The 13,697-nt window shown below is 69.4% G+C and carries 12 protein-coding genes and 1 pseudogene; 5 read left to right on the top strand and 8 right to left on the bottom strand.

Annotated elements, in window-relative coordinates; translation table 11 throughout:
* Positions 1-52 precede the first annotated feature (52 nt).
* The 5 genes from Y958_RS21095 to Y958_RS21075 all read right to left on the bottom strand — a co-directional run bounded on the left by Y958_RS21095 (position 53) and on the right by Y958_RS21075 (position 5,238).
* Entirely contained in the window at positions 53-943 is an 891-nt protein-coding gene (locus Y958_RS21095) for an ABC transporter ATP-binding protein (RefSeq protein ID WP_088874136.1), read from the bottom strand.
* Between the two features lie 155 nt (positions 944-1,098).
* Complete coding sequence (locus tag Y958_RS21090; protein ID WP_145727652.1) at positions 1,099-2,328, bottom strand: hypothetical protein; 1,230 nt, start codon at positions 2,326-2,328, stop codon at positions 1,099-1,101.
* 270 nt (positions 2,329-2,598) lie between these two features.
* Complete coding sequence (locus tag Y958_RS21085) at positions 2,599-2,889, bottom strand: hypothetical protein (protein WP_138918522.1); 291 nt, start codon at positions 2,887-2,889, stop codon at positions 2,599-2,601.
* A 14-nt stretch (positions 2,890-2,903) separates the two neighbouring features.
* Entirely contained in the window at positions 2,904-4,175 is a 1,272-nt protein-coding gene (tyrS, locus tag Y958_RS21080) for a tyrosine--tRNA ligase (RefSeq protein ID WP_088873824.1), read from the bottom strand.
* 160 nt (positions 4,176-4,335) lie between these two features.
* The gene (locus tag Y958_RS21075; protein ID WP_088873823.1) at positions 4,336-5,238 is read right to left on the bottom strand and encodes an AraC family transcriptional regulator; all 903 of its coding nucleotides are present in this window, start codon (positions 5,236-5,238) and stop codon (positions 4,336-4,338) included.
* 178 nt (positions 5,239-5,416) lie between these two features.
* Between Y958_RS21075 and Y958_RS21070 the strand changes: the two genes are divergently transcribed.
* The gene (locus Y958_RS21070) at positions 5,417-6,175 is read left to right on the top strand and encodes an SDR family NAD(P)-dependent oxidoreductase (protein ID WP_211098635.1); all 759 of its coding nucleotides are present in this window, start codon (positions 5,417-5,419) and stop codon (positions 6,173-6,175) included.
* Between the two features lie 11 nt (positions 6,176-6,186).
* Here Y958_RS21070 and Y958_RS21065 read toward each other — a convergent pair whose 3' ends face one another.
* The gene (locus Y958_RS21065; RefSeq protein WP_088873822.1) at positions 6,187-7,020 is read right to left on the bottom strand and encodes a substrate-binding periplasmic protein; all 834 of its coding nucleotides are present in this window, start codon (positions 7,018-7,020) and stop codon (positions 6,187-6,189) included.
* 52 nt (positions 7,021-7,072) lie between these two features.
* Entirely contained in the window at positions 7,073-7,729 is a 657-nt protein-coding gene (locus Y958_RS21060) for an alpha/beta hydrolase (protein ID WP_004271979.1), read from the bottom strand.
* A 260-nt stretch (positions 7,730-7,989) separates the two neighbouring features.
* Between Y958_RS21060 and cysE the strand changes: the two genes are divergently transcribed.
* From cysE to Y958_RS21040, 4 genes and pseudogenes are all read left to right on the top strand, one after another.
* Complete coding sequence (gene cysE / locus Y958_RS21055; RefSeq protein WP_050898013.1) at positions 7,990-8,745, top strand: serine O-acetyltransferase; 756 nt, start codon at positions 7,990-7,992, stop codon at positions 8,743-8,745.
* Positions 8,715-9,950 (top strand): cysteine desulfurase family protein, encoded by a 1,236-nt coding sequence (locus tag Y958_RS21050; RefSeq protein ID WP_244909491.1) that lies wholly within the window; start codon positions 8,715-8,717, stop codon positions 9,948-9,950. Before cysE ends, Y958_RS21050 begins: the two co-directional genes overlap by 31 nt.
* Positions 9,951-10,031: 81 nt before the next feature.
* Positions 10,032-10,712 carry a hypothetical protein gene (locus Y958_RS21045; protein ID WP_145727653.1) on the top strand — a complete coding sequence of 227 codons (681 nt, stop codon included), beginning with the start codon at positions 10,032-10,034 and terminating at the stop codon, positions 10,710-10,712.
* Positions 10,713-10,894: 182 nt separating this feature from the next.
* A pseudogene (locus tag Y958_RS21040) lies at positions 10,895-11,629 on the top strand (YoaK family protein); the annotation flags it as partial.
* A gap of 25 nt (positions 11,630-11,654) precedes the next feature.
* Here Y958_RS21040 and Y958_RS21035 read toward each other — a convergent pair.
* Positions 11,655-13,667 carry a CocE/NonD family hydrolase gene (locus Y958_RS21035; RefSeq protein ID WP_244909490.1) on the bottom strand — a complete coding sequence of 671 codons (2,013 nt, stop codon included), beginning with the start codon at positions 13,665-13,667 and terminating at the stop codon, positions 11,655-11,657.
* Positions 13,668-13,697 lie beyond the last annotated feature (30 nt).

The raw sequence follows: 13,697 nt of genomic DNA, 5'->3' as shown, positions 1-13,697 counted from the left end.
GGTGACCTGTCCGTTGCGGAAAAAGGGGAAGGGCGGTCAGGGGCCGGCGGCGTCAGGCGGCCAGCACCGCAGGATGGCGCCGCTGGTACAGGGCCGCGAAATAGACGTCCTCCAAATCACCCGCCACCGCCTCGAACCCGGCACCGGGGTCGCTGTCGGCCAGGACGTGCAGCACGCTGCGCCCGCCCACCAACCGCGTGGCGATGACCTGGTGGGATTGGCGGTAGGCCTCGACCTCCGCCTTGGCCACCACCTTGCGCCAGACGCGGCCGCGCATGCCCTCGATCAGGGCAGCGGGGTCGCCCTGGGCCACGATTTGCCCGCCCTCGATGATGGCCATGCGCGGGCACAGGTCGGCCACGTCGTCGACGATGTGGGTGGACAGGATGACCACCACATTCTCCCCGATCTCCGACAACAGGCCGTGGAAGCGGTTGCGTTCCTCGGGGTCCAAGCCGGCGGTGGGCTCATCCACGATGATCAGGCGCGGGTCGCCCAGCAGGGCCTGGGCGATGCCGAAGCGCTGGCGCATGCCGCCGGAGAAGCCGGACAGGGCCTTCTTGCGCACATCGTACAGGTTGGTCTGTTGCAGCAGGGCGGTGACCTGCTCCCGCCGTTCCGCCTTGTTGGACAGGCCCTTCAGCACAGCCAGGTGGTCCAGCATGTCCTCCGCCGAAACGCGGGGATAGACGCCGAATTCCTGGGGCAGGTAGCCCAGGGCCCGGCGCAGGCGCTGGGGTTCCGCCAGCACGTTGACACCATCGAAGGTGACGCGGCCGCCGGACGGCTGCTGCAGGGTGGCGACGATGCGCATCAGGGTGGATTTGCCGGCGCCGTTGGGGCCCAGCAGGCCGAACATCCCCCGGGGAATGTCCAGGGTCAGGCCACGCAGCGCCTGCACGCCGTTGGCATAGGTGTGCGTCAGACCGTCGATCTGCAGCATGGTTTCAGTGTCCCCCGCGTTCATCCCCGTAAATCAGGCATCCCCGCAAATCAGGGCGTTAGCGTCCATGGTATTGCAGGGGCAAGGCAAATCAATGCCATTATGGGGTGACGGCGAGGGGCCAATTTCAGCCGGCGCTTGTGCGCCGCCCCGGCTCAGGCGCCCGTTGCCAGGTCGCCGACCAAGGGCGGGGACGGTGTTGGCGATGCCGCGGTCTTACGCCGGGTCCGCTTGCGCCGAGGCTTGGCCAGGGGCGCCTCAGGCGACGATATCTCGGGCGGCGCCACCGCCTCCAGCGCCGCCAAGGGCGGCGGGTCAATCGTCTTCTCGGTGGGCACCGCCACCACCGGCGCCGGTTCCGGCATATCCGCCGGTGCGGCCGTCTCTTCGGCCGCTGCCGTGCCGGGCGCCTCCGCCTCGGGCTGATGGGTCTGCATCCAGGTGTAAATGATGGCCATTAACACGAAGGCGGTGGCCAGCAGGCCGCCAGCCAGCATGTGCACCGTGTCGCCCCGGCGCAGCAGGCTGAGGCCGAACAGGATACCGGCGGCGCACTGCACCGGCACCAGCAGGCGGGCGCCCAGGCGGCGCCAGGGATAGGCGCGGGCACGGGCCAAAGCGGTCCGGACGGCGGTCCGCGAGGTGTCGCGCGCCATCCGCCCCACGCGGCGCGGACGGTGCGCCAGCCACTGCCGGGCCAATGCGGTCGCTGGCCGCAGACGGGCATGGAACCGGCGCAGCAGCGCCAGACCGGCCGCCCCCCAGGTCCGACCCCGGCGCAGGACGGCGCGCCCGGCCCGGCCGGCCTCGGCCCTGCCTGCCGCCCTGATTACCGCGCTGACCCGCCAAACCAGTCGGCCCGCCCCGTCCAGGCCCTTGGCGAGCCTCTCCAGTACGCCCCAGCCCATGGCGGCCATGTGGGAGGCCAAGTGGGCGGCCAGGCGCGACGGGGCGCCCGGGCCCTTTCGGAGCGGCGGACCCAACCGGGCCGGGGCGGCGGCCTGCCGCTCCATCACCCGTAGGGTGCGGGCCAAGCGCCAGGTCAGGCGGCTCGCCTGGTGGTCCAGGACATAGCCCGCCCGCACGGCCAGGGCGATCCAGGCGCGGCGCAGGCGGGCGGGCGCGCCGGTGCTGCGCTGGTCCCGCATGTGGCGCGCGGCATTGTCCAGCGCACAGTCGCGCCAGTGGCGCAAGGTGCCGGCGGCGGCCTGCGGGCCGGTCAGGGTCAGGAACAAGGACAGGCGCTGCCCCCAGGCGCGGGCGCGTCCGAACAGGGCGGCACCCGCGCGGTGCCGAAGGGCGCCCAGCCACAGCAAGGCCAGGGTCCAGGCGATGGTCACCCACCGGCCCAGGCTGGCGCGGACGCGGTAAAGGCAACGGGCCACGGGACCGGCCGGCGGATGTGCCGAAACCGCCGCCCCGGTTGCCGCCCCGGTTATGGCCGCGTCGGCCGTTTGCGCGATCGCGGCCCCCTGATCCCTGTCGTCCCCCGACATGGCGCCCCTGCCTATCTCTGGGGTGGCGCCGCCCCCGGTGGCCACCCAAGGGCACAGTCTGGCACGTTCGCGGCAGCCCGCAAGGTGCCGCGCCTATGCCGTTCGGACGGGCAACGCCGTCGCGCGTGGGGCCCCTTGAGTCCTATGGACAGGCGGGGGTCAGAGCGCCAGGCCGAAGGCCAGGCGCAGGCCCTCATGCAGCTGCACGCCATAGCCGCCCAGAACGGCCAGCCGCTCGATCAGCACCAGGATCAGGGCGGAAAACAGCACCAGCCGCAGGGTGGCGCGCAGGCGCCGCTCCGGCTTCACCTTGGTCCACACCCGCAGCAGGGCGGCCAGGAAACCCAGGCCCAGCAGAACCGCCGACACCCGCAGGCCCACGACTATCCCCAGCGTGCCGAACAGGGCGACCAGCGCCGCCATGCCCACCAACACCAGGCGTAGGATCATGCCCCTGCCGCCCATCAGCGGACGACCTTCACCAGGGCGTGATTCTTCTTGCCGGACGACAGCTTGATGATGTCGCCGTCGGTGATGTCGGCGGCGGTGATCTTGGCCTGCTCATCGGCGATGCGGATGTCGTTGACCTTGGCGCCGCCGCCCTTGATCAGGCGCCGGGCCTCGCCGTTGCTGCCCGCCAGGCCGGAACGCAGCAGCAGGGCATAGGCGGGGATGCCCTCTTCCAGTTCCGCCAGGCCCACGTCGATGCTGGGCAGGCCCTCGGATGTCGCACCCTGCTCGAAGGTCTGGCGGGCGGTTTCGGCGGCGGCAGCGCCCGCCTCCTCCCCGCGCATCAGGGCGGTGACGGCGTTCGCCAGGATCTTCTTGGCCTCGTTGATCTCGGCGCCCTGCAGGGCCTCCAGCCGCGCGATCTCATCCAGCGGCAGCTCGGTGAACAGCCGCAGGAAGCGGCCCACGTCCGCGTCTTCGGTGTTGCGCCAGTACTGCCAGAAGTCCCAGTCGCTCAGCCGCTCCGGATTCAGCCAGACGGCGCCGTTGGCGGTCTTGCCCATCTTGGCGCCGGATGCGGTGGTCAGCAGCGGGGCGGTCAGGCCGAACAGGGCCGCCTGCGACACGCGCCGGCCCAGCTCCACGCCGTTGACGATGTTGCCCCACTGGTCCGACCCGCCGCACTGCAGCTGGCAGCCATAGCGGCGGTTCAGCTCCACGAAGTCATAGGCCTGCAGGATCATGTAATTGAATTCCAGGAAGGTCAGCGGCTGTTCCCGGTCCAGCCGCGTCTTCACGGAATCGAAGGTCAGCATGCGGTTGATGGTGAAGTGGCGGCCCACGTCGCGCAGGAAGGGGATGTAGGCCAGCTCATCCAGCCAGTCGGCGTTGTTGGCCAGGATGGCGCCGTTGGGGCCGTCGTTGAAATCCAGCAGCCGGTCCATGGGCTTGCGGATGCCCAGGATGTTCTGGGCGATGGCGTCGTTGGTCAGCAGCTGGCGGGATTCGTCCTTGCCCGACGGATCGCCGATCTTGGTGGTGCCGCCGCCCATCAGGGCGATGGGCCGGTTCCCCGTCCGCTGCAGCCAGCGCAGGATCATGATCTGCACCAGGCTGCCCACGTGCAGGCTGTCCGCCGTCGCGTCGAAGCCGATGTAGCCCGTCACCGGCCCGGCCAGGAAGGCGGCGTCCAGCGCCTCCATGTCGGTGCACTGGTGGAAGAACCCGCGCTCCGTCATGACGCGCAGGAACTCGGACTTGGGGGCGTAGGGGGACGCGCTGCTCATGGATGAACTCTGCCAGCTGGGAAACGTCTGTCGAAAAGGAAGACGTCTGTTATCACATCCCCCATTCCTATAAAACGCCGGCCCGTAAAACCAGCCAGGTTCTTCGTGGGGAATGGGAGTGACGACGGGAACGGTGCTGGCCTCGGCGTCGCGCTCTCGATCAAGCCGCCCGGCTGCCTTCCAATCGGCGCAGCGCCTCCGTGTCGCGCCGGGGCGGGGCACCGAACATGCGGGCGTATTCGCGGCTGAACTGCGACGGGCTTTCATATCCGACCTGGAAGGCCGCGTCCTCGACGTTGGCCGCGCCTGAGACCATCAGGCGCCGTGCCTCCAGCAGGCGTAGCCGCTTTTGGTACTGCAGCGGCGTCATGGAGGTCAGGGCCTTGAAATGCCGGTGAAAGGCCGAGGGGCTCAGCTGGGCGACGGCCGCCAGCTCGTGCACCCGAATGGCGTCGGTGTAGCGCGCCCGCAGCATGTGGATGGCGTTGATGACACGCTGGGTATGGTTCTGGGCCAGGGTCATGCGCGCGACCTCCGCGCCATGCGGACCGCTCAGCAGCCAGTAGCAGATCTCGCGCATGATGGCGGGATACAACACCGGAATGGCCTGGGGCTGGTCCAGCAGGCGCACGGCGCGCAGGGCGCAGTCGGCCAAGGGGCCGTCGAAGTCGGTGACGAAGACGCCGGGCCCGGTGGCGTCGCTGACGGGCAGGGGATTGTCCAGCCCCTCCCACACCTCACGCAGGATGCCCAGGTCCAGCTGGATGACGATGCCCAGGTAGGGCTTGTCCGGACTGGCCTCGCTGACCTGGCCGGAGGCCGGCATCTCCACGTTGACCATCAGGGCCTGTCCGGCGCGGTAGTGGTAGCGCCGGTCGCCGAAGGCCGTCCATTTGGCGCCCTGAACCACCAGGCACAGGGCCGGCTTGTGGATGATGTGCGATGGCGGCTTCTGCTGGTTGGTGCGCATGACGATGAAGCCGTCGATGGCGGTGAGATAAGGGCTGCTTCCGCTTTGCGCGTCCGTGTAGCGGCTCACCGCCTCAACCAGGGCGTCCAACATATCCCATACCCTCGCTTGGGGGCCCGCTTGGGGGCCGTTGCGTCAGGAAGTGGGAAGCCGAGCAGGATCAGGCAAGAACTAGCGGGGTTCCGGCATTCAAGCGAAACGGGCCGGCGCCTATCTTCCAGGTCAACACCCATTCGCACGGAGATGAGCGATGACCTTGGAAAATTCAGTGATGTCAAAGGGCAAGGTGGCGATCGTGACGGGTGGCAGCCGCGGCCTGGGGCGCAGCACCGTCCTGGCCCTGGCTCGCGACGGCATGGACGTGATCTTCACCTACCACGCCAACGGGGCCGAGGCGGACAAGGTGGTGGCGGCGGTCGAAGGGCTGGGCGCCAGGGCGGCGGCCCTGCGGCTGGACACGGGGGCCGCCGCCACCTTCGGCGGCTTCGTGGACCAGGTGCGGACCGTGCTGGCGGGCTGGGGCGTGGAGCGCTTCGATTTCCTGGTGAACAACGCCGGCACCTCGCACCACAACGCCATCGCCACAACGACGGAAGCCGAGCTGGACGCCCTCTACAACGTGCATTTCAAGGGCGTGTTCTTCCTGACCCAGGCCCTGCTCCCCCTCATGAACGACGGCGGCCGCATCGTGAACGTTTCCACCGGCCTGACCCGCGTCTGCGTCCCCGGCAGCGCCGCCTACGCCGCGATGAAGGGGGCGGTCGAGGTGCTGACGCGCTATTTGGCCAAGGAATTGGGTGAGCGCCGCATCGCCGCCAACACGGTCGCCCCCGGCGCCGTCATGACCGATTTCAGCGGCGGCATCGTCCGCGACAACCCCGAGGTCAACAAGCGGGTGTCCGACATGACCGCCCTGGGCCGCCCTGGTGTGCCCGAGGACATCGGCCCCATGATTGCCAGCCTGCTGACCGAGGCCAATCGCTGGGTCAACGGCCAGCGTATCGAGGTGTCAGGCGGCATGGTGCTGTGAGGCGGGTGGCCTCAATCGCCGGCCAAGGGCACGCGGGCCTCTTCGGCGATGGCCTGGTTCAGGCGGTCGATCAGGGCGCTGGCGGTCGACTGGGTGCACATGACGCGGCCCGGCTGGCTGGGGCCGGCGTCGGGCGCGGGGATGGTCCGCAGGTCCGCCGGGGAGATGTGCCGTGCCGCCAGCATGCGGTCCAGCGCCAGGCGGTTGATAAGGGCGAAGTCGATGCGGCCCTTGGCCACCATGGCCACCAGGGTGCTCTGGCCGCCGCGCACCCGTTCGCGGTTGGGGGCGTCGGGCGCGGGGGCTGCCGCTGGTTGGCCCGCCCCTGGTTGGTCAGGGCGCCCCGGCTGGATGTAGCGTTCGTCCGCCCAGGACCCGTCGGAAAAGCCGAAGACCAGGTCTGGGCGGGTCAGCAGGTCCGCCAGCGTCGGGTTGGTGCCGATGCGCGGGTCGCTGGCCCGGACCAGCAGCACCCAATCCGGCGCCGGCCCCAACGGATCGGTGAATTTGAAACGACGGGCCCGGTCGGGCGTCAACGCCCAGTTCAGGGTGCACAGGGGCTGGCGGCCGGTGTCCAGGTCGTTCAACAGCCGCCGCCGGGTCCACGGCTCCTGCCACACCAGGGTCAGGCCGGCGCGGGCCGCCACCCGGTTCATGGTGTTGACCAGAGGGCCATAGGGCTGCTGCGTCTCGCGGTTCCAGTTCAGCACGGGCGGCTGCTCCGCGAAGACCATCACCAGCGTGGGGTTGGGTGGAGGCGCGTCATCAATGACCGCGCGCGCCGCCGGCGCATAACCCAGCGCGCCGCCGCATGACAAAAGGACCACCGCCCGGAAAACCGCCATCGGGGCGCGTCGTCCGGGCCGGGTGCGTACTCGGGGAAAGTCCGGGCCGGCCTTATTCGGCGGCAAGCGTCTTGCCCAGGTTGCTGTCCAGGTAGGTGCCCACGACCTCGTTCAACGCGTCGGACCGATCGTTGAAGAAGTGGTTGGCGCCCTCGACCTTCTTGAAGTCGATCTTGATGTCGCGCTGGTTGGACAGCTTGTTGACCAGCTTGGTCACCGCCGCGTCCGGCACCAGTTCATCCTTGTCGCCGTGGACGATCAGGCCCGAGGACGGGCAGGGCGCCAGGAAGCTGAAGTCGAACATGTTGGCGGGCGGGGCCACTGACACGAAGCCGTCGATCTCCGGCCGGCGCATCAGCAGCTGCATGCCGATCCAGGCGCCGAAGGAGAAGCCGCCGATCCAGCAGGCCGTGGCGTTGGGATTGTAGGTCTGCAGCCAGTCCAGCGCCGACGCGGCGTCCGACAGCTCGCCCTCGCCCCGGTCATAGGTGCCCTGGCTGCGGCCGACGCCGCGGAAGTTGAAGCGCAAACAGGAGAAGCCGCGCTGCGCGAAGGCGTGAAACAGGGTGTAGACCACCTTGTTGTTCATGGTCCCGCCATACTGCGGGTGCGGATGCAGCAGCAGGGCGATGGGGGCGTTGGTCGACTTGCCGTGAAGGTAGCGCCCCTCGATCCGGCCGGCCGGTCCATTGATGATGACTTCAGGCATCGTGCTCCGTTTCCGCTGCTGTATGGGACGTGGTACCCGTACCGTTGGAACCCGCACGGGGGGAAAACAGCCACATCAAGGCCCGTGGCGCTGGCATCGCTTGACCCCGCATGCACGCGATCTTATATCGCAAGGCTGGGCCTCCTGGAGCCATGTGCGGACGCATCGGACAATCTGACCCCCCGTTTCTCGGGACGGCCAGGCTGCAATGATGGCAGACGACCATTCCGGGCGCGATTTATACCACAGCGAGCGCATCGGTGTTCAAGCGTCTTCAAGAAGAGATCGAGGGTATTAAAGCCCGCGACCCGGCGGCGCGCTCCACCTTGGAGGTGCTGCTGTGCTATCCGGGCCTACATGCTGTGCTTTTGTACCGCCTGGCCAACCATTGCTGGCGTAACGGCTGGCCGACGCTGGGCCGATTCATTTCGCACCTGGCCCGCATGGGCACCGGCATCGAAATCCACCCCGGCGCCACCATAGGCGAGGGATTCTTCATCGACCATGGCATGGGCGTGGTGATCGGCGAAACGGCGGAGATCGGCCGCAACGTCCACCTCTATCATGCGGTCACCCTGGGCGGCACTTCGCTCAGCAAGGGTAAGCGCCATCCTACCGTGGGCGACAACGTCATCATCGGCGCCGGTGCCAAGATCCTGGGCGCCATAACCATCGGGTCGGGGGCACGCATCGGCGCCAACGCGGTGGTGGTGGCCGACGTCGCGGCGGGCGCCACCATGGTCGGCATCCCGGCCCGCGCCGTCACGGCCAAGGCCAAGACGGAAAAGGACCAGTTCCTGGCCTACGGCACGCCCTGCAACAACCTGCCCGACCCCGTGGCCCGCGCCCTGCAGGCGCTGACCGACCAGGTCAGCACTCTCAGCCGCCGCATCGAGGAGCTGGAGCAGGCGGCCCCCATCGTCCCCTTGGTCTCCCCCGAGATCATCGCCCCTCAGATGGTCCGGGCCGGCGTCGGGGACGAGGAGTGCGGCAAGCCCGGCCGCCCCCCCTGCTGAGCGCCCCGACCGTCCCTTCCAACCGGTTCACCCTGATGCCGTCGACCTATCTCGACCATAACGGCACCTGCCCGCCCCGGCCCGAGGCTGTCGCGGCCATGGTGGCGGCGCTGTCCCTGCCGGGCAACCCGTCCTCCGTCCATGCCCAGGGGCGTGAGGCGCGGCGGCGGGTGGAGGTGGCGCGCCGCCAGGTGGCAGCATTGCTGAACCTGCCACCCGCCACGCTGATCTTCACCGGCAGCGGGACGGAGGCCAACGCCCTGGCGCTGGCCAGCGCCGGCGACCGCCCCGTCATTACCAGCACCATCGAGCATGCCAGCGTGCTGGAGGCTACCCCGGGGGCCCTTCGCTGCCCGGCCACCCCGGATGGCGTGGTCGATTTGGGCGCGCTCGACATGATGCTGGGTGCTGCCGGCCGCCCGGCCTTCCTGTCGCTCATGGCGGTGAACAACGAGACCGGCGTCATCCAGCCGGTGGCCGAGGTGGCGGCCCTAGCGCGGCGCCACGGCGCCCTGTTTCACTGCGACGCCAGCCAGGCGGTGGGCCGCCTGGCCTGGGACTGGGCCGCCCTCGCGCCCGATTACCTGACCGTTTCCGCCCACAAGATCGGCGGGCCCCAGGGGGTGGGTGCCCTGGCCGTGCGGGACGGCGTTCCCCTGGCCCCCATCCTGCGCGGCGGCGGTCAGGAGCGGCGGCGGCGGGCGGGGACGGAGAACGTGGCCGGCATCGTCGGCTTCGGCGCGGCGGCGGCGGCCTGCGACGCCGGCGCCTTCAACCGGCTGGCGGTCTTGCGCGACGGGCTGGAGGCGCGCCTGCGGGCGGCGGCGCCGGAACTGGTGGTGGCCGGCGCCAGGGCGGAGCGCGTGGCCAATACCAGTTGCCTGGTGACGCCCGGCTGGCGGGGGGAAACGCAGGTGATGGCGCTGGATCTGGTGGGCTACGCCGTCAGCAGCGGATCCGCCTGCTCCAGCGGCAAGGTCGCGGCCTCCCACGTGCTGGCGGCCATGGGGATGGGCCCGGATCTGGCCGGTTGCGCCATCCGCGTCAGCCTGGGCTGGTCGACCACCGAGGATGAGGTGCAGCACTTCGCCGGCGCCTGGACGGCTCTGCATGGCCGCCGCGCGCCGGCGCCGGCGGCGCAGCAGGCACACCTATCGCCACAGGATAGGCAGTCTGTCGTTTCCCAGACGGCGCGGCAGCAGTAGGGTTGCGCCCCGGCTGGCTTAAGCAGGCCGGGCTAGGGTATGACTCCCCGGGGGCGGGGTGAAGCAGGGGTAGGCGGGCGCATGGCCGAGGGTAGTGGTGGGAACAAAGCCCCGCAGAACGGGGCGGGACAGGGTGTCTCCGGCGTGGTGCCGGGCGGCATGGGGGATTGCTGGGCCTGTGGCAAGCCGGTCTCCGGCCGGGCGCTGTTCTGCCACAACTGCGGCTCCATCCAGCCGCCGGCCGACCTGGACGCCTTCGCGCGCCTGAACCTGGAACGCCGCTTCGATGTCGAGCGCGCGGTGCTGGACCGCCAGCGCGCCGGCTTCACCCGCATTCTGGATCCGGAACGGCTGAAGTCGCGCGGACCCCAGGAACGCGCCCTGGCCGACCGGCACCGCCAGGCGGTGGAACAGGCCTACGCCACCCTGCGCGATCCCGCGGCCCGCGCCCGCTATCTCCTGGACCTGGTGCGCCCGGACGGCGACCTGCCGGGCACGCCGGGCAAGGGGCCGGAGGATGCCGACATGGCCGATCTGGCGGCCCAGGTGGCAGAGCTGCACGCCGCCAACCCGGTGGATGAGGACCAGCTGGAGCAGGCGACCCTCGGTGTCATCGGCGCCATCGCCGGCACCCTGGTGGACCTGTCCGCCGCCTTCCACAACGACAACCTGGCCGCCGTGCCGGCACTGGCCGAGCGCCTGGCCCTGTGCCAGCAGCTGGGTGAGGCGCTGGGCGCCGTGACGCCGCCCGACGTGGATTGATTCCCGGCCTATCGATCCCCAATCCTTGATCATCCCCCGCCCTCAGGCGCTATGTTTGGCAATGGGCGGCGCCTGGACCGCCCGGCAGGCACCGGGTGCGGGGCATGGACAAGACTTACACCAGCGTTTCCTCCTTTGACGGCGGCGCCCGGCGGCCGGGCCCCGCGGGGCCGCTCGACCGTCTGCGACGCCTGATCGCGCCGGAACGCGGCGACCGGGAGGATACGCAGCTGGCCGTGGCCTTGTGCTTCGTCGCCGGCATGACCAATGCCGGGGGTTTCCTGGCGGTGGGTCAGTACACCTCGCACATGTCGGGGGTGGTGTCGGGCCTGGCCGACAATTTGGTGCTGGGCGCCACCGACATGGTTCTGATGGGGCTGCGCGCCCTGGGCGCCTTCCTGGCCGGCGCCGCCTGTTCCGCCATCCTGATCAACTGGGGCCGGCGCCGGGCCAACACCAGCCAGTACGCCTTGCCCCTGTCGCTGGAGGCCGCCCTGCTGCTGCTTTTCGGCGCGCTGGGCATGCTGCGCCCAGCCGTCCCCCATTTCCTGGACGTGGCCGTGCCCCTGCTGTGCTTCATCATGGGCTTGCAGAACGCCATCATCACCAAGATATCCCGCGCCCGCATCCGCACCACCCACCTGACGGGGATGGTGACGGATATCGGGATCGAGCTGGGCAAGATGCTTTATTGGAACCGGCGGGCGCCGGACGCCGTCAGGGCCGCCGGCCAGGACGCCACCCGCGTCCACGCCGACTTGGCCAAGCTGCGCCTGCTGTCCAGCCTGGTCGGCTCATTCTTCATTGGCGGGGTACTGGGCGCCCTGGGCTTCAAGGTCATCGGCTTTTCCGTGACGGTGCCCCTGGCCCTGCTGCTCCTGCTGCTGGCCATCGTGCCGCTGATTGATGACCTGCGGCGCGCCCCCGCCCGGCGCTGACGGCTCAGGGCGCGCCTACCCCCGGCATCACCCGCACCTCCAGCGCCGACGGGTAGTCGGGGCTGCGGTAGACGCGTTCGCGTGCGGCCTTGAAGTCCTCCGGCTTGGCATTGGGGATGTCGACGAAGGTTTGCGGGTTGCGGTCCGTCAGCGGGAACCAGCTGCTCTGAATCTGCACCATGATGCGGTGGCCGCGGCGGAAGGTGTGGTTGACGTCGGCCAGGGCGTAGCGAATGGGCGTCACCTGGTCCGGCACCATGGGTTCCGGCTTTTCGAAGCTGTTGCGGAACTTGGCCCGCAGCGGGTCGCCGCGCACCAGCTGCTGGTATCCGCCCAGATCGACCGACGGCGGCGGCACGTCGGCCTTGGGGTCGGTCGATCCCTCCGCCCCACCGGCCTGGCCGGGCGGCAGGTTCTGCGGATAGACGTCGATCAGCTTCACCACCCAGTCGCTGTCGGTGCCCGAGGTGGAGACGAACAGCTTGGGCGATACCGGCCCGACGATGGTGACGTCGTTCTCCAGCGGGGCGGTCTGGTAGACCAGCACGTCGGGCCGGGTGGTGGCGAAGCGTTGGTCGGCCACCATGTACTCCTTGGGCACGTCGGTGGTGACATAGCCGACGTAGGGCACGGGATGGGCCGGGTCGCTGACGTATTCGTCGAATTTGGTCCCGTTCTTGGCCGGCGCCGGCGCTGTCCAGGCCAGGCCGCCGCCGGGCTGCAGGTACAGGGTGCGGGTCTGCGCCTGCTTGGGCGGCCAGGACGCGTATTGGCGCCAGACGTTGGTGCCCGTCTCGAACACCGTGGCCTTGGCCAGCTTGGCATCCGGCGCGCCCTTCAGGTGCTGTTCGAAGAAGGGGAAGAGGATGTTCCGGCGGTAGTAGTCGCCGGTGTCGGAAGCGAAGTCCACCGCGCCCAGTTTGCGGCCGTAGGACCGGGCCCAGCCGCCGTGCACCCACGGGCCGATCACCAGGTTGTTAGGCGTGCCGGGGTTCTGCGCCTCGATGGCGTTGTAGGTGGTGAAGGGGCCGTGCAGATCCTCCGCGTCGAACCAGCCGCCCACGGTCAGCACGGCGGCCTTGATGTTCTTCAGATGCGGGGCGATGGCGCGCGGCTTCCAGTAATCGTCGTAGGTGGGGTGGTCCACCATTTCGCGCCAGTTGATCCCATCCTCCTTGCTGAACAGGTCGCTAATCTGCGCCAGGCTGCCCTTCCTCAGGTAGAAGTCATAGCCGTCGGTGGTGCCGAAATCATAGTCCGACCAGCCGCGCGGTTCCGTGGTCGGGTTCTTCTGTGGCTTGAACGCGGCGTAGAAGCTGAAGTTGGCCGCCAGCATGTAGGCGCCGCCGTGGTAGGCGTCGTCGCCCATGTACAGGTCGGTCACCGGCGCCTGGGGGGAGGCGGCCTTGATTGCCGGATGGCTGTCGATGATGCTGGCGGAGGTGAAGAAGCCCGGGTAGCTGATGCCCCAGATCCCGACCTTGCCGTTGTTGCCGGGCACGTTCTTCAGCAGCCAGTCCACGCTGTCGTGCATGTCGCTGCTGTCGTCGGTGTCCGTCTTGGACTTCTTGACGTCGATGTGCGGGCGCATTTCCACCCAGCTGGCGCCGGACATGAAACGGCCGCGCACGTCCTGGAAGACGAAGATGTAGCCGGACTTGTCGAAGTCCGGTGACGGGCCCAGCTGCTTGGGATAGGCCTCGCTGCCGTACCACAGCTCCCTGCCCACCCGGGCGCCGACACCATAGGGCGTGCGCACCATCAGGAAGGGATAGGTCTTGGACTGGTCCTTGGGCACGTAGACGACGGTGAACAGCTCCACGCCGTCGCGCATGGGAACGCGGTATTCGTACTTGGTGTAGTGTTCCGACACGCTGTAGGGCTTGTCCTGCCCCTGTTGCGTCGCCCCCTGGGCCGCCCCTTGGGCCAGGGCCACCGGTGCCGTCATCGACCCCGCCAGCGTCAACGCCAAACCCAAGGCGGCCACCGCGCGTGCCGCGCCCTTGCCCATCGTCATGCCATTCCCCATCCAGCCAAATCCCATCGC

Source organism: Nitrospirillum viridazoti CBAmc (assembly GCF_000730165.1).
Classification (GTDB): domain Bacteria; phylum Pseudomonadota; class Alphaproteobacteria; order Azospirillales; family Azospirillaceae; genus Nitrospirillum; species Nitrospirillum viridazoti.
This window is presented reverse-complemented; position numbering and strand designations above follow the sequence as displayed.

Excerpts from the sequence above, each read along its gene's own strand:
- Y958_RS21095 (WP_088874136.1), bottom strand. The coding sequence starts at position 943 with ATGCTGCAGATCGACGGTCTGACGCACACCTATGCCAACGGCGTGCAG.
- Y958_RS21085 (WP_138918522.1), bottom strand. The coding sequence starts at position 2,889 with ATGATCCTACGCCTGGTGTTGGTGGGCATGGCGGCGCTGGTCGCCCTG.
- tyrS (WP_088873824.1), bottom strand. The coding sequence starts at position 4,175 with ATGAGCAGCGCGTCCCCCTACGCCCCCAAGTCCGAGTTCCTGCGCGTC.
- Y958_RS21075 (WP_088873823.1), bottom strand. The coding sequence starts at position 5,238 with ATGTTGGACGCCCTGGTTGAGGCGGTGAGCCGCTACACGGACGCGCAA.
- Y958_RS21070 (WP_211098635.1), top strand. The coding sequence starts at position 5,417 with ATGTCAAAGGGCAAGGTGGCGATCGTGACGGGTGGCAGCCGCGGCCTG.
- Y958_RS21065 (WP_088873822.1), bottom strand. The coding sequence starts at position 7,020 with ATGGCGGTTTTCCGGGCGGTGGTCCTTTTGTCATGCGGCGGCGCGCTG.
- Y958_RS21060 (WP_004271979.1), bottom strand. The coding sequence starts at position 7,729 with ATGCCTGAAGTCATCATCAATGGACCGGCCGGCCGGATCGAGGGGCGC.
- Y958_RS21045 (WP_145727653.1), top strand. The coding sequence starts at position 10,032 with ATGGCCGAGGGTAGTGGTGGGAACAAAGCCCCGCAGAACGGGGCGGGA.
- Y958_RS21035 (WP_244909490.1), bottom strand. The coding sequence starts at position 13,667 with ATGACGATGGGCAAGGGCGCGGCACGCGCGGTGGCCGCCTTGGGTTTG.